Genomic DNA, 17,410 nt, shown 5'->3' on the forward strand with positions numbered 1-17,410 from the left:
CCCCAGGGCGCCGTACCGGAAGCTTTCGCCGAAGAGCGTGAGGCCGACCGTCGCCGCGACCACCGGATTGACCACCGTCACCGTGGCCAGCGGCGCGGTCAGCCCGGCGCCCCGGTAGGCGGCCTGCGAGAGCAGCAGGCCGACGGCCGCCAGCACCGCGATCGCCACGAGGTCCGGCCACAGGGCACCCAGCGCACCCAGCGCGCCCAGCGCTGCCGACTCGAAGGACTCGGCTACCGTTTTGGTGAACACCGAGGCCATGCCGAAGGCGGTACCCGCCGCCGCGGCCAGCAGCACGGCGCGCAGCACCGCCCGGTGCACCCGGTGCGCCGCCACGAACAGCACCGCCACGCCCGCCCCGGTCACCACGAGGAGCAGGCTCCGCTCGAAGTCCGCCGGCGCTCCCTCCGCAGGCCCCTCCCCGCCGGTCAGGGCCAGCAGCCCGGCCAATCCCACCGTCGCCAGCACCGCTCCGCGCCAGGCCGCCGCGCCCGCCCGGCGGCCGACGAAGACGGCAGCCATGGGCAGGGCGAAGACGATGGTGAGCGCGCCGAGCGGCTGGACGAGGCTGAGCGGACCGTACGCGAGGGCCACCACGTGCAGCACCGCACCGAGCCCGTTGAGCCCCACCGCCACCCACCAGCCACCGCGGCGCAGTGGCGCGTAGGGCCGGTCCGGCGTGCTCACCGCGACCCTCTCCTGAACGATCGCGCCACCCGCGTACGCGACGGCGGACACGAAGCAGAGCAGGACCGACAGCGCCAGTGCACTCATGAACTCCACAATGCCCGACCCAACTGCGCTATTCCTCAGCCCACAGGGGGTCACGAGTCATACTCCGGACGTAGTACAGGAGTACGCGATCACGCCCTTCCGGGAGGGCCGGCGCGGGCCGGATCCGGTGCGCGGGGTGACCGTCGGCTCGCGGTGCGTGAAGCGCCCGGAGGCGGGTTTGGTCCAGGACGCGTCGGATCCGTACAGTTCCCCTTTTGGGGACTTCCGCAGCAGGCGGATGCGGACGAGTGATCAAGGAACGGGCAGCGGCCATGACGGTGACCGAGGAAACCAACGAGCAGGGGCAGGCGTACGGGCCCGGTATCGACCCCGAGCGCCTCGCCGTCTGCCTCAGCGTGCTCGACGAACTCGACAAGATCGACGTCGACCACCCGGACGCCATCACCGTACGCCGCGCCACCGCCGGTATCTACCGGACGGTCAAGCAGCGCCGCCGCCAGGAGCGCCGCGCCTCCAAGACCGCCAACGACAAGGCCGTCACCGAGGCCACCGCGACCGGCTCCGCCGAGCGCATCGACGACGAGACCGAGGGCCTCCTGCCCTCCTCGGTCACGGAGACCGGCCGGATCGCCGGGATACTCCAGCGCCCGCGCTCCTGCTACGTCTGCAAGACGCGGTACGTCGAGGTCGACTACTTCTACCACCAGCTCTGCCCGAAGTGCGCCGCCGAGAACCGGGCCAAGCGGGAGGCCCGCGCCGACCTCACCGGCAAGCGCGCGCTGCTCACCGGTGGCCGGGCCAAGATCGGCATGTACATCGCGCTGCGGCTGCTGCGCGACGGCGCCCACACCACGATCACCACCCGCTTCCCCAAGGACGCCATCCGCCGCTTCAAGGCGATGGACGACTCGGCGGACTGGATGCACCGCCTGGAGGTCGTCGGCATCGACCTGCGCGACCCGGCCCAGGCCGTGGCGCTCGCCGACCAGGTGGCCGAGGCCGGTCCGCTCGACATCCTGATCAACAACGCGACGCAGACCGTGCGCCGTCTGCCCACCGCGTACGCCGCGCTGGTCGAGGGGGAGAGCGCCCCGCTGCCGGCCGGCGAGCTCCCCGCCCACCACGTCATCGGCGCCTTCAACTCGGGCGCGGTCGACGGCCTGGCGGCGCTGCCCGTCGGCGTGAGCGGGCTGGAGGTGCAGAAGGTCGCCGACCTCGCCCTGGTCGCGGGCAACGCCAGCCTGGAGCGGCACCTCGCCGGCACCGCCATCGACGCGGGCGGCCTGCTGCCCGATGTCGTCGAGAGCAACACCTGGGTGCAGACCATCGACCAGATCTCCCCGGTCGAGCTGCTGGAAACCCAGCTGTGCAACTACACGTCGCCGTTCATCCTGATCAGCGCGCTCCGGCCGGCCATGGCCGAGGCCGCCCGGAAGGCGTCCAGCGGGCGTTCGTACGTCGTGAACGTTTCGGCGATGGAGGGCGTCTTCAGCCGTGGCTACAAGGGTGCGGGGCACCCGAACACCAATGCCGCCAAGGCCGCGATGAACATGGTGACGCGGACCAGCGGCCAGGAGATGTTCCAGACCGACCGCATCCTGATGACCTCGGTCGACACGGGCTGGATCACCGACGAGCGCCCGCACTTCGACAAGCTGCGCCTCGCCGAGGAGGGCTTCCACGCCCCACTCGACCTGATCGACGGCGCCGCCCGCGTCTACGACCCCGTCGTCCGGGGTGAGGCGGGCGAGGACCTGTACGGCGTCTTCCTGAAGGACTACGCCCCCGCGAACTGGTAGCCCGCCCGGGCCCGGGCCCTATTCGCTTCCCGTGATCGACCCCCTCGGCGAACCGAGGGGGTCGTCGCCGTTCCCGGGCGGTACCGGGCGGGCGGGACGCTCGACCCGGTAGGCCCCGGCCGCGACCAGTTCCAGCACCGGCCGCCAGTCCTCCAGTACGCCCGCGTCGAGGCCGGATGCGGCGGCCGCGTCCCGCGCCTGGCGCAGGGTCGCGGCCGCCTCGCGGGTCTCGCCGTTCCCGCCGGGCCGTCCGGTCCCGCCCGTCTCCTCGCTCCCGTCACCCTCGGCGAGGGCGACGAGCACGGCCACCCGTTCGCCGAGGAGGGGCCGGACCACCGCCGCCGCGAGGTCGGCGCGAAACGTGCGGTCACCCGGACAGAGCAGCGTGCCGATGTCGTGCACCAAGCCCGCGACCTGGAGTTCCTTGTCGAAGGGATGCGAGCGGCGCAGCAGGGCCGCGGTCCCCAGCCCCCGGCCGGCGCGGCACCCGCGCAGAAGATCCACGAGCTCCTCCACGCTTGTGACACAAGGGACTTCGGAATCCGACACCCCGGACCTGGCCACCGCCGCTCCCTCCCGTCGCACCGCGTACACCCGGCATCGAGCAGACCACCCGTGACGGACCCGCCGTCCTACGACTTGCTGAACTCGCGGCGAAACTGGGTGGACGGAGCGGATTTTGCCTTTCCATCGAGCGGGGGTCCGCTCATATGTGTACTCTGGGGCATCAAGACGGCCCCTATCCGGGCCGCGCTCCACCAAGGCGCCACCGCGTCCGGAACCCTTTCCCTCCCTGCCCGGCGCGCGGTCCGCCCGCCGGGTTACGCGACACAGAGGAGTGCGCGGTGACTGAAATGACGAAGCCCGAACCGGAGTTGCTGGAGCGAACGGCCTCTCGGCGCAAGCCGCGGACCGACGAGCTCGGGAGCCTCGAAGTGTGGGCACGATCCGCCCCGATCCGACTGGCGGGGTACGAGGACGACCTGGCGGAATCGCACATCCTGCCCGGCATCGACTGACGCGAAGCGGTACCAAGCGCCCCCGTCCCACCCGCGCCGGGGGCGCTGCCCTTGCCCGGCCCTTGCCCGGCCTTGCCCAGTCCTTGCCCGCGATCGTCCGGGCCCGCCGTGAAGTTCCGCGAAGCCGTACGCCGTGAGCGTCATCGCTGTGGGCGATCACGGGTTCCGCCGACCCCTCGGCCTGGGCAGTCTGACCTGCATGAGACTACTGATGCTGGGTGGAACCGAATTCGTCGGACGCGCGATCACCGAGGACGCCCTCGCCCGGGGCTGGGAGGTGACCGTCTTCCACCGCGGACACCACGCGCCCCCGCCGGGCACCACCGCCGTGCACGGGGACCGCACCGCCCCCGGCGGCCTGGAAGCCCTGGCCGAGGGGGAGTGGGACCTCGTCGTCGACACCTGGAGCGGCGCCCCCAGCGCCGTCCGCGACAGCGCCCGCCTGCTGCGCGACCGGGTCGGCGGGTACGTGTACATATCGAGCCGCTCGGTGTACGCCTACCCCGCGCCGGCCGGTCTCGACGAGGAGGGCCCGCTGGTCGAGGGCTCGCCCGACGCGGAGGCCGTCGCCTACGCCGAGGACAAGCGGGGCGGTGAACTCGCCGCCCTGGACGCCTTCGGCGACCGCGCCCTACTGGTGCGCGCCGGGCTGATCATCGGCCCGTGGGAGAACGTCGGCCGGCTGCCCTGGTGGCTGAACCGCATCGCCCGCGGCGGCCCCTTCGTCGCGCCCGGGCGCCCCGGCCTGCCGCTCCAGTACATCGACGTGCGCGACCTCGCGCGCTGGTCCCTCGACGCGGGGGCCGCCGGGCGCGGCGGTGCCTACAACCTGGTCTCCCCGGTCGGCCACGCCACCATGGGCAGTTTCCTGGAGGCCTGCGTCGCCGCCACCGGCGCCGAGGCCGAACCGCGCTGGATCCCCGACGAGGCCATCGAGAAGGCCGGCATCGAGCCCTGGACCGAGCTGCCCGTCTATCTCCCCGAGAGCGAGCTGCACGCCTACATGTTCGGCGGGGACGTCACCAAGGCCTTGGAGGCGGGCCTCGTCTGCCGCCCCCTGGCGGAGACCGTGGTCGACACCTGGACCTGGCTCCAGTCCCTCGGCGGAGTCGCCCCGCACCGGCCCGACCGACCGCAGAAGGGCATATCGGCGGAGCAGGAAGCGGCGCTACTGGGGCTCTGACCAGGCCGCCTCGGCGAGACGGGTCGGCGGCAGGTACTCGCGCACCAGGGTGCGGTGCCACCAGTCGCCCGTCTCGCGCAGCTCCCGCCAGGTCGTGTACCGGTAGCGGTAGAGCCGGGCCCGTACGTACACGGGCGGGGCGTCCGGGAAGGGATTGTGGCGCAGCAGCCGCAGCGTGTCCCGGTCGTTCACCAGCAGCCGCTCCACGAACGGGCCGAACCAGTCGCGCGCATAGCCGGGGGAGATCGCCGCGAACCACATGAGCCAGTCCAGGCGCAGGTGGTACGGGGCGAACTGGCGCGGCAGCCTGTGTGGTTCACCCGGTTTGCCCTTGAAGCCGTACTCCCGCCAGGCGTCCTCGTCGTGCGGGGCCCGGTGGGCGCTCCCTTCGGAGGTGCCCTCGACCGCGACCTCCATGCGCACCCGGCCGACCGAGCCGAAGGCCCCGTACGTGTTGACCAGGTGCAGGGCGTCGAACGAGCGGTTCATCACCTGCCGGCGCGAGATCATGTTGAGCACCGGATGACGGCTGAGGAACAACACCAGGGCGGCCACCGCGCACACCACCACCACGTACCAGAGCGGCGCCCCGCGCGAGGCGGCCGCCGGGGGAGCGCCCGCGATCCCGGTGAAGTCCACGGCCGCGAGCGCCACCGTGATCGTGATCCAGTTCAGCCAGGCGAAGTTCCCCGACAGCACCAGCCACAACTGCGTCGCGATGATGATCCCGGCGGCGTACGAGGCCACCGGCTGCGGGGTGAAGAGCAGGACCGGGACCACCAGTTGGGTCACGTGGTTGGCGGCGCACTCCACCCGGTGCAGGGGTCCGGGCAGGTGGTGGAAGAACCAGCTCAGCGGCCCCGGCATCGGCTGCGTCTCGTGGTGGAAGTACAGGCAGGTCAGTTTGCGCCAGCAGGAGTCCCCGCGCATCTTGATCAGCCCGGCCCCGAACTCCACGCGGAAGACCACCCAGCGCAGCAGCCACAGCACCAGCACCGGCGGTCCGGCGCGCGCGTTGCCGAGGAAGACGGCGAGGAAGCCCACCTCCAGCAGCAGGGACTCCCAGCCGAAGGAATACCAGGTCTGCCCCACGTTCACGATGGAGAGGTAGAGGAGCCACAGCACGGCCCACATTCCCATGGCCGCGCCCAGCGGCACCTCGTCCCCGGCCCCGGCGGCGAGCGCCGCGGCCAGCGCCGCCCCGGTCCAGGCGCACCCGGCGAAGAGCCGGTCGGAGTAGCGCAATTGGAACAGGCTCGGGGCGCGCCGGAAGGGCACGTACCGCACGTAGCGCGGCACGGGCAGCATGCCGTGCGCCCCGATCAGGGCCCGGAACTGAAGGGCGGCTCCGACGAAGGCGAAGAGGTAGACGCCGGCCAGGGCCCGCTGGAAGACCAGCCGGGCCAGCCAGTAACCGGGCGCCGTGAACCAGTCCATCGCCTCCAGTATCGGACGGGTCAGGCCGCGGTGGCCAGCTTGCGCACGTGTCGGCCCAGCCAGTGGGCGTAGCGGAGCTGGAGGAAGGGGATCACCGGGCCGGCGAGCCGGGTGTACCAGCTGTTCGGGCGGCTGAAGGCGGTCACCGTGAACCACACCGTGCCGTCGGGGTCGATCTCCACCACGAAGGACTCCTCCCCGCATTCGGGGTGGCCGGTCAGGGTCCCGTACGCGAATCCGACGCGGGCGGGCTCGAACGCCGTCCAGATCACCTCGCACGGGGCGTCGATCCGCAGCGGCCCGAAGCCTATCCCGACGACCACCCGGCCGCCGGGGCGGACGGCGCCGTCCGCGGCCCGGACCCGCATGCCCGAGGTCCGGTGGGCGTGGAAGGTGGTGACCGCGTTCCCGGCTGCCTCGAAGGCCGCCCGGCCGTGGCCGACGCGGGTGCGGTGGCGCAGGTGGTTGTATCCGGCGGGCAGCGGCCGGCGGGCCGTCGCGCCCCGGTCGGGGTAGCTGACGGTGTCCCGGCCGGCGCTGATGAGGCGGGTCATGGCGAGGTCTCCTCACTGGTTTCGGTCAATCGGCGGTCGGTCGGCGGTGCGCTCCGCGGTGCGGTCGGCGGGGCAGCCCGCGGGACAGCCCGGGGTCCGTCCGCGGTCAGTCGGCGCCAGGCCAGCACCGAGCACAGGGCGAATCCGAGGGCGTTTCCGAGGCCGTGCGTGGCGGCCATCCAGGTCAGGGTGGGATGCACGACGTCGGTGGCCTCGCCGACCGCCCACCACAGGGCGAGCAGCATGGTCGCCAGAAGCACCGCCGCCGAGGTCGCGAGCAGCGCCCGCGTGGTCCGGTCCCGCGCCCCGGGCCGGATCTCCCGCCAGGTCAGCAGGGCCACGGCCCACATGCCGCCGGTCAGGACCACGGCGCCCACCAGCTCGGCCCAGTCGTCGACGAAGTAGCCGAGCAGCACCAGCAGGGTGCCCGCGGGGACGCTGTACGCCCCCCCGCGCGACAGCCCGTCGGGGGGCTGGGCGAAGGCCGCCCGGCACACCAGCCCGGCGACCAGGGCGGCGGTGAACCCGGCGAAGTGGAAGTGCGGCACGGTCAGGGCCAGGATGTCGAGGTCGAAGCCGAAGAGCCGGTACCCGGCGCGCTCGGAGACCAGGGCGGTACCGGCGATCGAGGGCGAGACCAGCGCGGTGGCCACCGCGATCTCGGGCGGCGCGAGGGAGCGGCCGCGCAGCAGCCGGACCGGGGCCCGCGCCGCGAGGGCCAGACAGGCGGCGGCGTAGAGTGCGGCGAGCGCGGTGGCGGGCATCCCGCGCGGCAGCCAGAGGGACAGGGCCCCGGCGGTGGCCGGCAGGGGCCAGAGCGAGGCGGCTCGGCGAAGCCCGGCGGGGTCGATCAGGCGCAGGCCGGCGGGGACCACGTAGAGCATGCCCAGGGTGACGATCACGTTCACCAGTACCGTCACCCTGGACTCCCCCCAATACGCGCGGCCGACGCGTTGAACGCGTTCAACTCACGGGAGTGACCTTACGAGGTTCCTTGAACATGTTCAAGCCGCTCTTTCGCCGGCTCCGGTTGCGACACTCCCGGGCGTGCGGCAGACAAGAGTCAGAAACCCGGGGCGAAAGGGAGATCCACGTGTACGGACCGACACCGCAGACACCTCGTCAGGCGCCGCGCCGTCACGCACCCGCCGGCGCCGCCCTGTTCGCCGCCCTCGGCCTGTTCGCGGCGGGCTGCGGCGGCTCCGACGGAGTGCCGGCGAACGCCGGACCCGAGAGCCAGGAGGTCCACCTCCAGCCCGTGGCCTCGGCCGGCCCCGACCCCTTCACCGCCTCCTCGGCGACCGCCGAGTCGGCCCCCGTACAGCCCCCGCTGCCCAATCCCACGGGACGCGGCATCCGCACCGTCAACGCCGACACCCCCGGCCTGTACGGCGGCACCCAGCGGCTCGGCAGCTGCGACGTCGAACAGCAGGTCCGCTACCTCACCGAGGACAACGCCAAGGCCCGAGCCTTCGCCCGGGCCTCCGACATCGAACAGGCGAAGATCCCCGAATTCCTGCGCGGCCTCACCCCGGTCGTGCTCCGCGCCGACACCCGTGTCACCAACCACGGCTTCCGCGAGGGCCGCGCCGACAGCTTCCAGTCCGTCCTCCAGGCCGGTACGGCCGTCCTCGTCGACGAGCACGGCATGCCCCGGGTCCGCTGCGGATGCGGGAACCCGCTCGGCTCCCCGCGCGCCGCGAAGGGCTCCCCGGTGAACAAGGGCGAACCGTGGAACGGCTACCAGCCCAACCAGGTCGTCGTCATCGAACCCACCGTCCACGTGATCAACAAACTGGTCATCGTCAACATCGCCGACAACACCTGGCTCGAACGCAAGCACGGCGACGACGGCGCCCAGGACCGCACCCCGCAGGTGGTGCCCCCGTACGACCCCGCCGACGGCATCCCGAGCGGACCCGCCACCACGCCCGGGAACACACCTCCGGGCACCGACCCGGCCGACACGTGCGCGAACCCCGACAACAACAGCCTGGCCCGGACCTCCCCGCCGTCCCCCGGTGGGAACGACTGCCCGCCGAGCCCGGCCGCACCGTCGAAACCGGCCTCCCCGCAACAGCAGCCTGCACCGCTGCCACCGTCCGACGCGCCCACGGACATCCCGTCCGACCTGCCGCCGCCGTTCCCGACCGAACCCGGCCTCCCCCTGGCGCCCGACGGCTCGTCGCCGGAGCAGACCGATCCGTACGACCCGTTCGCCGACCCCCACGCGGACCCGTCAGCCCCGAACACCGACCCGAACACCGACCCGAACACCGACCCGTCCACCGACCCGTACGCCGATCCGTTCGGGGACCCGAACCTCACCCCGCCGCCCTCGGACCAGGGGCACTCGCTGGAGAGCGCCTGACCGGAGCGTGTGTCATGGTGGATCGGTGCCGACCACCGTATCGCTGCCGGACGACTGGCCCGCACACCCGGACCGGTCGCTCTCGCTCAACCGCATGGGAAGTTTCGACTGGGACCTGGTCACCGGTCTCATGCACATGGACGAAGCCGCCCTCGACGTCTTCGACACGACCCCGGACGAGTACGACGGCCGGCCCGAGTCCCTCTCCCCGCGCGTCCCGCCGGCCGAGGCGACCCGGCTCGACGCCCTGGTCTCCTCCGCCCTCAAGAGCGGCGTGGACAGCTACGGCGCCTACTTCCGCATCCGCTGCCACGACGGCCGGCTGCGCTGGACGCACACCCAGGGCCGCGTCATGCGCGGCCCGGACGGGCGCCCGTACCGGATCATCGGCATCGTCCGGGACGCCACCGAGGAGCTCAGCCACTCGGCGGAGCGGCTCGGCCTCGACGAGGAGCGCCGCCGCCAGACCTCGGTGGTGGAGTCCACCACGGCCGCCCTGGCCCACGCCCGTACGGTCCAGGACGTCATCGACGCGCTCGGCGACGCCCACGGCCTGGAACGCCTCGGCTCGATGGGCATGGTGATGGGCCTCGTCGAGGCCGGCCGGATCCACCTCGTCGCCGAAGGCCCCGAAGGCAGCTTCGTCCCCGGCACCCGCTACACCCGCATCGACGAGCCGTACCCGATGAGCGAGGTCGTCCGCTCGCTCCAGCCGCGCTTCCTCGACTCGGCGCGGGAGTTCGCCGAGGACTACCCCGGGCTTTGGGCCAAGATCTCCTCCATGGACATCTCGGCGGCCGCGTACCTGCCGCTGATCGCCCAGGCCAGACCCATCGGCGCGATCGGTCTCCTCTACCAGGACAAGGACGGCTTCACCCAGGACGAGCGCAACCTGCTCGTCGCGCTGGGCAGCAGCATCGCGCAGAGCCTCCAGCGGGCCATGCTGCTGGAGCAGGAACACGACCTGGCGGAGGGCCTTCAGCAGGCGATGCTGCCGCGCCGGATCCCGTCGGTGCCGGGCGGCGAGATCGCGGTCCGCTACCGGTCCGCCCGAATGGGCCAGGACATCGGCGGAGACTGGTACGACGTCATCCCGCTGCCGGGCGGCCGGGTCGGCGCGGTCATCGGCGACGTCCAGGGCCACGACACGCACGCGGCGGCGGTGATGGGCCAGCTCCGGATCGTGCTGCGGGCCTACGCCGCGGAGGGGCACTCGCCGGGGACGGTGATGGCGCGGGCCTCCGTCTTCCTGCACGAGCTGGACACCGACCGCTTCGCCACCTGCACGTACGTGGAAGCCGACCTCTCGACGGGAGTCCTGCAACTCGTACGGGCCGGCCACATCGACCCGCTGCTGCGCACCGAGGACGGGGACTGTCGGCGCCTGCCGGTGAGCGGCGGGATGCCGCTCGGCCTCTCGGCGGAGTTCGGCCGGCTCGAATACCCGGTGACCACGGTGGAACTCGACCCGGGAGAAACGCTCCTGCTGTGCACGGACGGCCTCGTGGAACAGCCCGGCGCCGACCTCGACGACGGCATCCGGCTGCTGACCTCACTGGCCCGCGGCGGCTCGGGCGACATCCAGCAACTGGCGGACCAGCTGTGCGGGGTCGTCGACGAACGGGGCGGCGACGACGACATGGCCCTGCTCCTGCTGCGCCGCCGACCGGTGACGACTCCGGGCGGCGGAGGCCGCCTGCAGCAACACGTGGCCCCGGGGGACCCGGAGGCGCTGGTCGCCGCGCGGCACATGATCGGCGCGGCGGTACGGGCGTGGGGTGCGCGGGAACGGGCCGACGAGATCGAGCTCGTCGCGGACGAGCTGATCGTGAACGCGCTGATGCACACGGAAGGCCCGGCCGTCGTGACCCTCCGGGTCCTCGCGGGCCCGCAGCGCCGGCTCCGCGTGGAGGTCGAGGACCGCTCCAGCGCCCTGCCGAGGCGGCGGGACGCCGGGGAGGCGGGGGTGTCGGGGCGGGGGCTGATGCTGGTGGATCGGCTGGCGGACGTGTGGGGGGTGGAGCCGAGGGGTGGCGGGAAGTGTGTGTGGTGCGAGTTCGTGATGGGGTAGCCGGTTCCCCTGCGGGGGGCTTGGCCGGGTGAGGTGGTGTCCCCTGGCGGGGGCTGCGTGGGGTGGGCCGGGGCCGGGGTGGGGTGTTGTCCGGGACTCATGATTTATGGCGCCCCAGCCAGATCGGTCTGTGCGGGTGGGCGCGCGCCACAAATCACGTTCTACGTCCCGGACAACACCCCACCCCGTCCCCGGCCCTGGCGCCTGCCGGTCTGCGCGCCCCCGGACTGCCGTGCCTTTCCTGTCCCGGCGGGGCAAAATCCAGCGCGGCCGGGCAAAATCCAGCCTCGCCGGCGTTTGAGGCGCGGGGTACGGGGCGGAGCCCCGGGGCTTGAGGCGTGCCCGCCGGGGGTGGAGCCCACCCAGGGGCGGGGAGGGCCCGGACCGGGCTCGGGTCGCGGTTCGGCTGGGGCACCGGCAGGCTGGAGCCATGCCGGAGCTGCCCGAGGTCGAGGCCCTGCGGGAGTATCTCGACGAGCACCTCACCGGGCGGGTGGTCGAGCGTGTCCTCCCGCTCGCGGTGAGCGTCCTCAAGACGTACGACCCACCGCTGACCGCCCTCGAAGGGCAGCCGGCCGGGACCACGACCCGGTACGGCAAGTTCCTGGCGGTGCGGATCGGGGAACTCCACCTCGTCACCCACCTGGCCCGGGCCGGCTGGCTGCGCTGGCGGGACACCCTCCCCGCGCAGCCGCCGCGCCCCGGCAAGGGGCCGCTCGCGCTGCGCGTCGTACTGGAGGATGGCGCCGGTTTCGACCTCACGGAGGCGGGGACGCAGAAGCGGCTCGCCGTGTACGTGGTGCGCGATCCCCAGGAGGTGCCCGGCATCGCCCGGCTCGGGCCCGATCCGTTGGGAGAAGGGTTCGACCGGGACGCCTTCGCCGCGCTGTTGGAGGGGGAACGCCGGCAGATCAAGGGCGTGTTGCGGGACCAGAGCGTCATCGCGGGCATCGGGAACGCCTATAGCGATGAAATCCTGCACCGGGCGCGGGTTTCGCCGTTCAAACTGGCCGCTTCCTTCGGGGAGGAGCAGGTCACCCAGCTCTACGAGGCCGTACAGGACACACTGCGGGAAGCCGTCGCCCGGGCGCACGGGGTGGCCGCCGGGGAGCTGAAGGCGGAGAAGAAGAGCGGCCTTCGGGTGCACGGCCGGGCCGGGGAGGCGTGTCCGATCTGCGGGGACACCGTCCGGTCGGTGTCGTTCGCCGATTCCTCGCTGGAGTACTGCCCCACGTGCCAGACGGGTGGGAAGCCGCTCGCCGACCGGCGGCTCTCGCGGCTCCTCAAATAGCCCGGGGCTGCGTAGACTCCGGCACCATGGCCGAGGAGCAACAGTCGCCGCCCCGGCGCGAGATCGTCACCGGGGTGCCCCGGGGCCATCGTCGCCGGCCGCCCGCGCACGCCCCGGCACGTTCGGAGATCTCCGAGCAGACCACCCTCGGCGCCACCTACGTACGCGCCCTGATGCGCAGCCAACTGCGGGCCGGACTGGGCGCGGTGGCGGCGCTCGGGCTGCTGGTCGGCTCGCTGCCACTGGTGTTCGTACTGCCGAGCGGGGGCTCCCGCACGCTCGTCTGGCCGGCCCTCGGCGTGCTGGTGTACCCGGTGATGTGGCTCGTCGCCCGCTGGTACGTCACCCGTGCGGAGCGCAACGAGGCTGATTTCACCGGCCTGGTGATGGATCCCGCCGATCGGTCTTAGGGGCGACCGCCGAGGCGGGCCTCCAGGCCGTCCAGGATGGCCTCGACGCCGAACTCGAACCTCTCGGCGGCCAGCACGGCGGGGTCGGCGCCCTGCTGCTCCTCGATCCGGGCGCGTAGGCGCGGGTGGCGGGACGCGATGCCCCACGCCCACTCCGCGACGCTCTGCGGCGGGCCCTCGTCGCCCTTGCCCCGGGGGACCTGGGCCTCGCCGATCGTGGCCTGGGAGGCGTCGGCGAGCAGGGTGCCGGCGACGAACGTGAAGGTCGTGTTCACGGCCCAGTCGAGTTCGCGGCCGGTGAACCCGGCCGCCTCGTAGATCGCGTACGAGTGCTCCTGGAAGCCGGCCATCCCGGGGCCGTAGACGAAGTGCGTGCTGATGGCGGGGACGAGCCACGGGTGGCGCCTGCCCAGCGCGTACGTGTCGTGGACCAGCGCACGGGCCGCGGCCCGCCAGCCGATCTCGGCGGGGTCGGGGAAGGTCAGCTCGCCCCACACCTCGTCGGCCGCGAGGACCACGAGGCTCTCCTTGCTGCCGACGTGCCAGTACATCGCGGTCGCCGCCGAACCCATGCGCTGTCCGAGGCGTCGCATGCTCAGGCCGTCGATGCCCTCGCTGTCGAGGAGGTCGATGGCGGCCCGGACGATCTGGTCACGGCTCAAGGTCTCACGCGGCATGGCCCCAGCGTAGCCGAACTCCTTGCACAGTGTTCAACAAGGGGGTTGCGTCGTGCGCGGGCCTCTTTTACGGTGTGCAAGTCGATGGAATTGAACAGCGTAAAAGGAGTCCTCGTGGCCACGTCGATCGAACCCGCCACCCGCAGCCGCGTTTGGCACCGCCCGCTGCTGATCTGTGCCGCCCTCATGGCGGGCCTCGTCGTCCTCTGCGGCGTCGGCCTGGTGGTGGACGGCCGGACCCTGCTGGGCGAGTCGGTATGGGCCAAGCCGATGAAGTTCGGCTTCGCCTTCGCCCTCTACGCCGGAACGCTGGCCTGGCTGCTGCCCAGGTTGAACAAGGGCAGACGCCTCGCGTGGTGGGTCGGCGCCGTCTTCGCGGTGGCCGCGACCGCCGAAGTCGGCGCCATCACCGTCCAGGCGGCACGCGGCACGATCAGCCATTTCAACGCCGACCAGAGCGACCCGACCACCCTGGCCCTGGTGCCGATCCTGACCCTCGGCGTCATGGTCATCGTCATCGCACAACTGATCGTCGGCGTCATCGTGTTGATCCAGCGCACGGGCGGCAAGGACCTCAACCGGGCGATCCGCGCCGGCCTCGGCCTCGCCACCGCCGGCATGCTCATCCCGATCCACTGGATGGTGACCGGCATCCACGAGCGCACCGTCACCGACGCCAACGGCAACGAGATCCCCATGTACCAGGGCCACGGCATCGGCGACCCCGACGGACACGGCATGCCCCTCACCAACTGGAGCGTCACCGGCGGCGACTTCCGGGTCCCGCACTTCTTCGCCCTGCACGGCATCCAGATCCTGCTCGTGCTCACCGTCGCGCTGATCGCCCTCTCGGCCCGCCACGCCTGGCTGCGCGACGAGCGGGTCCGCGCCCGGCTCGTGGGCGCCGTCGGCTTCGGCTACAGCGGCCTCGTCGCGGTCGTGACCTGGCAGGCCGGTCGCGGCCAGTCCCTGATCCACCCGGACGCCGCGACGCTCGCGGCCTTCGCCGCGGTCCTTCTGATCGGCGTCGCGGCGACCCTGCGCGTGGTCGTCACCGCACGGCGCACCGCGGCCGTGGCCCCGGTCGCGCCGGCCGAATCCGCCGGTCAGAACAGGTGCATCGCCAAGTGACCCAGCGGCAGCCCGAGTTGCCAGGCCGGGGTCCACACCCGGGCATTCTCGTCCAAGCCCGCCGGGGTGTCGGCGTGGCCGTGCCGGCCGGGGTCGAGGTTGGTGGCGAAGAGTTCGGTGCTCTCCAGCCAGCGCCAGGCCGCCCGGGCCAGCTCCAGGTCCGGGTCCTCGCCGCGGCCCCGCTCCCTGGCCTCCTCGCCCAGCGCGAGGAACCGGGTGTGCACCCAGTCGCGCCAGGGATGACCGTACGCCGTCAGGGACATCCACTCGTCGAGCTGGGATACGACCCGGATCCCGGAGAGCTCACCGGCGGCGTCCGAGAGGTAGATCGTCAGCGCGAGCGTGTCGCGGCCGGCCCGGAACTCCAGCGTGCTGACCGGGATCAGCCGGCCCGTGCGCAGCAGTTCGTCCGCGATGTACTCGGCGTAGAGCCAAGCCATGGGCACCGCGAGCCCGCCGTCACTGGTGCCGTTCATACCCTCGGGCTGCACCGTTCCACCTTCTCCCAAGCCTCGAGCGTCCCGTCGTCAGCCCCGAGCCTTCACCCGGTGGCTCGTGGAGCGGGGGATGTTTACTCAACTTGCACGCTCTGATGCCGAAATCGATGCACTTCGTGTCCGGTCCGCGTGCGTTCGAGACGTTCCCCGACCACTCCGCCCCCCGGGGAGCCCTCAGGCGCCGAGTCCGTACCCGTACCCCTGGAGGCCCTTCCGCAGGGCGCGCAGAGCATAGTACGTACGGGACTTCACGGTTCCGGCGGGGATCCCGAGCTCGGCGGCGGCCTCGGCCACCGAGCGGTCCTGGAAGTACACCTGCATCAGCACCTCGCGGTGCTCCTGGCCCAGCGAGCCGACGGCCCGGCGGACGTCTATCGCCGTGACCGAGCCGGCCACCGCGTCCTCGGGGGCGGGCGCCTGCTCCAGCCCCTCCGGGTCCACCTCCTGCGGCCGGGACAGCCGGGCCCGCCGGGCGTCGATCGCGAGCCGCCGGGCCACGGTGAACAGCCAGGGACGCATCGATTCGTGCTCGCTCGACAGCACCTCCGGGTGCTGCCAGACCCGTACGAGGGTCTCCTGGACGAGGTCCTCGGCGCGCTGGGCGTCACCGGCCGTGAGACCGAGCAGGAATCCGAACAGGGCCCGCCCGTGGTCGCGCTGGAGTTCGGCCAGCGCTTCGGGGTCCGTGCGCCGGAGGGTGGGGGAGAGCGGCACGAGGGGCTCCTTCCGGGGGTGCGTGAGGGGCCGACGGGGGGGCGACCCGTTCACCCTGACCTGCACCGGGCCGCCTCGGAACCGTCCCGTCCAGGTGGTGCGCCCAAGCACCCGGGTCGGCCGGTGGGCGGCAGCGGCGGGCGGCGAACGGTCGAACGGCGCGGCGAACGGCAGGGGGCCCTCGATCGGCCATAGGGGTGAGCGCGCGGTGGGCGGACGGATCCGTTCCTTGACTTGCGGCGTCCCGTTATGTGGATTGCAGGTGATCCGATGTCAGATGGTCATATGAGTGAGAGCTGGGACAGATGACGAAGAGCCCCCGGCGAACCGCCGCCCTCCTGTCCGCGCTCCTGCTGTCGGCCGCGGCGGCGGCCGGTTGCTCGGCCACCGGGGAATCCGCACCCGCCCGCCTCACCGACGCCGACCGACCTTCACCCCCCACCGCCGCGGGATCCCCCGCCGTCAAGGGCTTCACCCTCGTCGCGAGCGGCGACGTACTGCCGCACACCTCGGTCATCCAGCGCGCGGCGGACGACGCCCCCGGCGACGGCTACGACTTCAGGCCGATGTTCTCCGGCGTCAAGTCCGTGGTCGGGGCGGCCGACCTCGCCCTCTGCCACATGGAGACCATCTACGGCGAGGAGGGCGGCCCCTTCTCCGGCTACCCGGCCTTCAAGTCCCCGCCGGAGGTCGCCGACGCACTGAAGGAGACGGGGTACGACGGCTGCTCCACCGCCTCGAACCACACCCTCGACGACGGCGCCGACGGACTGCGCCGCACCCTGGACCGCTTCGACAAGGTCGGGCTCGGACACGCCGGTTCGGCCCGTACCGCCGCCGAGGCGGCCGCGGTGAAGACGTACACGGCGGGCTCCGCCAAGGTCGCGCACCTCGCCTACACCTACGACACCAACGGCTACCCGCTGCCGGAGGGGCAGCCGTGGGCGGTCAACCTGATGAAGCAGGACAAGATCATCGCGGATGCGCGGGCCGCCCGGAAGGCCGGCGCGGACGTGGTGCTGGTGAGCGTGCACTGGGGCACGGAGTGGCAGACCGAACCGGACGAGACCCAGCTCTCCCTCGGCAAGGCACTGACCGCCTCACAGACCGGCGGCCGCCCGGACATCGACCTGATCCTCGGCACGCACGCGCACATCCCGCAGGCCTACGAGAAGGTCAACGGCACCTGGATCATCTACGGCATGGGCGACCAGGTCGCGGGCGAGATGTTCAACCACACGGGCGCGCGGGACATGCGCGGCAACTACGGCTCGATCGGACGCTTCACCTTCGCCCCGCCGGCCGCCGCCGGACAGCGCTGGCAGGTCACCAAGGCCGAGTTCGTGCCCCAGATGATGGACCTGTCCACCGGCCGGGTGATCAACCTCGCGCTCCACTCCGAAGGAGAGGCGTACGAGAGCGCCAAGGAGGCCGTCACCGAGGCCGTCCTCAGCCGTGGCGCGGCCAAGGACGGTCTCACCATGGCGAAGTGAGCGATGCCGCGACCGGCGGGATGGCATC

16 protein-coding genes and 1 pseudogene are annotated in these 17,410 nt (G+C 72.4%); 9 read left to right on the forward strand and 8 right to left on the reverse strand.

Features of this window, described 5'->3' with window-relative positions; all coding sequences use genetic code 11:
• Positions 1-24 precede the first annotated feature (24 nt).
• Positions 25-774, reverse strand: a pseudogene (locus ACFV9H_RS00910) (DMT family transporter); the annotation flags it as partial.
• Between the two features lie 272 nt (positions 775-1,046).
• Between ACFV9H_RS00910 and ACFV9H_RS00915 the strand changes: the two are divergent.
• On the forward strand, positions 1,047-2,534 hold the full coding sequence (locus tag ACFV9H_RS00915) for an SDR family NAD(P)-dependent oxidoreductase (protein WP_385391514.1): 1,488 nt from the start codon (positions 1,047-1,049) through the stop codon (positions 2,532-2,534).
• An 18-nt stretch (positions 2,535-2,552) separates the two neighbouring features.
• On the opposite strand, the gene ACFV9H_RS00920 is transcribed toward ACFV9H_RS00915, so the two are convergent.
• Positions 2,553-3,038 (reverse strand): hypothetical protein, encoded by a 486-nt coding sequence (locus ACFV9H_RS00920; protein ID WP_385391516.1) that lies wholly within the window; start codon positions 3,036-3,038, stop codon positions 2,553-2,555.
• Positions 3,039-3,379: 341 nt separating this feature from the next.
• On the opposite strand from ACFV9H_RS00920, the gene ACFV9H_RS00925 reads away from it, so the two are divergent.
• Both ACFV9H_RS00925 and ACFV9H_RS00930 read left to right on the forward strand, forming a co-directional pair.
• Positions 3,380-3,553, forward strand: coding sequence for a hypothetical protein (locus ACFV9H_RS00925; protein ID WP_385391593.1), 174 nt, complete (start codon positions 3,380-3,382; stop codon positions 3,551-3,553).
• Between the two features lie 199 nt (positions 3,554-3,752).
• Entirely contained in the window at positions 3,753-4,736 is a 984-nt protein-coding gene (locus ACFV9H_RS00930; RefSeq protein WP_385391517.1) for an NAD-dependent epimerase/dehydratase family protein, read from the forward strand.
• Here ACFV9H_RS00930 and ACFV9H_RS00935 read toward each other — a convergent pair.
• Genes ACFV9H_RS00935 through ACFV9H_RS00945 form a run of 3 tightly spaced genes read right to left on the reverse strand, consistent with a single transcriptional unit; the run spans position 4,722 to position 7,647 of the window.
• On the reverse strand, positions 4,722-6,173 hold the full coding sequence (locus ACFV9H_RS00935) for a lipase maturation factor family protein (protein WP_385391518.1): 1,452 nt from the start codon (positions 6,171-6,173) through the stop codon (positions 4,722-4,724). The genes ACFV9H_RS00930 and ACFV9H_RS00935 overlap by 15 nt on opposite strands.
• A 20-nt stretch (positions 6,174-6,193) precedes the next feature.
• Entirely contained in the window at positions 6,194-6,727 is a 534-nt protein-coding gene (locus ACFV9H_RS00940) for a DUF1990 family protein (protein WP_385391519.1), read from the reverse strand.
• Complete coding sequence (locus tag ACFV9H_RS00945; protein WP_385391520.1) at positions 6,724-7,647, reverse strand: YndJ family protein; 924 nt, start codon at positions 7,645-7,647, stop codon at positions 6,724-6,726. The genes ACFV9H_RS00940 and ACFV9H_RS00945 overlap by 4 nt, the downstream gene beginning before the upstream one ends.
• Before the next feature lie 173 nt (positions 7,648-7,820).
• On the opposite strand from ACFV9H_RS00945, the gene ACFV9H_RS00950 reads away from it, so the two are divergent.
• The 4 genes from ACFV9H_RS00950 (at position 7,821) to ACFV9H_RS00965 (ending at position 12,870) form a co-directional block, all read left to right on the forward strand.
• Positions 7,821-9,098 carry a DUF6777 domain-containing protein gene (locus tag ACFV9H_RS00950; RefSeq protein WP_385391521.1) on the forward strand — a complete coding sequence of 426 codons (1,278 nt, stop codon included), beginning with the start codon at positions 7,821-7,823 and terminating at the stop codon, positions 9,096-9,098.
• Positions 9,099-9,105: 7 nt separating this feature from the next.
• Positions 9,106-11,169, forward strand: coding sequence for a SpoIIE family protein phosphatase (locus ACFV9H_RS00955; RefSeq protein WP_385391523.1), 2,064 nt, complete (start codon positions 9,106-9,108; stop codon positions 11,167-11,169).
• Positions 11,170-11,599: 430 nt separating this feature from the next.
• Positions 11,600-12,460 (forward strand): Fpg/Nei family DNA glycosylase, encoded by an 861-nt coding sequence (locus tag ACFV9H_RS00960; RefSeq protein WP_385391525.1) that lies wholly within the window; start codon positions 11,600-11,602, stop codon positions 12,458-12,460.
• A 26-nt stretch (positions 12,461-12,486) separates the two neighbouring features.
• A complete protein-coding gene (locus tag ACFV9H_RS00965; RefSeq protein WP_385391526.1) occupies positions 12,487-12,870 on the forward strand; it encodes a hypothetical protein in 384 nt (127 codons plus the stop codon).
• Here ACFV9H_RS00965 and ACFV9H_RS00970 read toward each other — a convergent pair.
• Positions 12,867-13,547: a TetR/AcrR family transcriptional regulator gene (locus ACFV9H_RS00970; RefSeq protein WP_385391528.1), complete on the reverse strand. Its 681-nt coding sequence runs from the start codon at positions 13,545-13,547 to the stop codon at positions 12,867-12,869. The genes ACFV9H_RS00965 and ACFV9H_RS00970 overlap by 4 nt on opposite strands.
• A 114-nt stretch (positions 13,548-13,661) precedes the next feature.
• Between ACFV9H_RS00970 and ACFV9H_RS00975 the strand changes: the two genes are divergently transcribed.
• Positions 13,662-14,678 carry a hypothetical protein gene (locus ACFV9H_RS00975; RefSeq protein ID WP_385391530.1) on the forward strand — a complete coding sequence of 339 codons (1,017 nt, stop codon included), beginning with the start codon at positions 13,662-13,664 and terminating at the stop codon, positions 14,676-14,678.
• Here ACFV9H_RS00975 and ACFV9H_RS00980 read toward each other — a convergent pair.
• Both ACFV9H_RS00980 and ACFV9H_RS00985 read right to left on the reverse strand, forming a co-directional pair.
• A complete protein-coding gene (locus tag ACFV9H_RS00980; protein ID WP_385391589.1) occupies positions 14,654-15,154 on the reverse strand; it encodes a hypothetical protein in 501 nt (166 codons plus the stop codon). The genes ACFV9H_RS00975 and ACFV9H_RS00980 overlap by 25 nt on opposite strands.
• A 195-nt stretch (positions 15,155-15,349) precedes the next feature.
• Positions 15,350-15,889, reverse strand: a complete 540-nt coding sequence (locus ACFV9H_RS00985) for a sigma-70 family RNA polymerase sigma factor (protein ID WP_385391531.1) — start codon at positions 15,887-15,889, stop codon at positions 15,350-15,352.
• Positions 15,890-16,194: 305 nt separating this feature from the next.
• Here ACFV9H_RS00985 and ACFV9H_RS00990 point away from each other — a divergent pair, with 305 nt between their 5' ends.
• The gene (locus ACFV9H_RS00990; protein ID WP_385391532.1) at positions 16,195-17,382 is read left to right on the forward strand and encodes a CapA family protein; all 1,188 of its coding nucleotides are present in this window, start codon (positions 16,195-16,197) and stop codon (positions 17,380-17,382) included.
• The last annotated feature ends 28 nt before the right edge of the window (positions 17,383-17,410 follow it).

The sequence above is a fragment of the Streptomyces sp. NPDC059874 genome (genome assembly GCF_042731135.1).
GTDB lineage: Bacteria > Actinomycetota > Actinomycetes > Streptomycetales > Streptomycetaceae > Streptomyces.

What these genes read in the sequence shown, in the direction of transcription:
- ACFV9H_RS00960 (WP_385391525.1), top strand. Translation starts at nt 11,600, where the DNA reads ATGCCGGAGCTGCCCGAGGTCGAGGCCCTGCGGGAGTATCTCGACGAG.
- ACFV9H_RS00965 (WP_385391526.1), top strand. Translation starts at nt 12,487, where the DNA reads ATGGCCGAGGAGCAACAGTCGCCGCCCCGGCGCGAGATCGTCACCGGG.
- ACFV9H_RS00990 (WP_385391532.1), top strand. Translation starts at nt 16,195, where the DNA reads ATGACGAAGAGCCCCCGGCGAACCGCCGCCCTCCTGTCCGCGCTCCTG.
- ACFV9H_RS00935 (WP_385391518.1), bottom strand. Translation starts at nt 6,173, where the DNA reads ATGGACTGGTTCACGGCGCCCGGTTACTGGCTGGCCCGGCTGGTCTTC.
- ACFV9H_RS00980 (WP_385391589.1), bottom strand. Translation starts at nt 15,154, where the DNA reads ATGAACGGCACCAGTGACGGCGGGCTCGCGGTGCCCATGGCTTGGCTC.
- ACFV9H_RS00940 (WP_385391519.1), bottom strand. Translation starts at nt 6,727, where the DNA reads ATGACCCGCCTCATCAGCGCCGGCCGGGACACCGTCAGCTACCCCGAC.
- ACFV9H_RS00930 (WP_385391517.1), top strand. Translation starts at nt 3,753, where the DNA reads ATGAGACTACTGATGCTGGGTGGAACCGAATTCGTCGGACGCGCGATC.
- ACFV9H_RS00915 (WP_385391514.1), top strand. Translation starts at nt 1,047, where the DNA reads ATGACGGTGACCGAGGAAACCAACGAGCAGGGGCAGGCGTACGGGCCC.
- ACFV9H_RS00970 (WP_385391528.1), bottom strand. Translation starts at nt 13,547, where the DNA reads ATGCCGCGTGAGACCTTGAGCCGTGACCAGATCGTCCGGGCCGCCATC.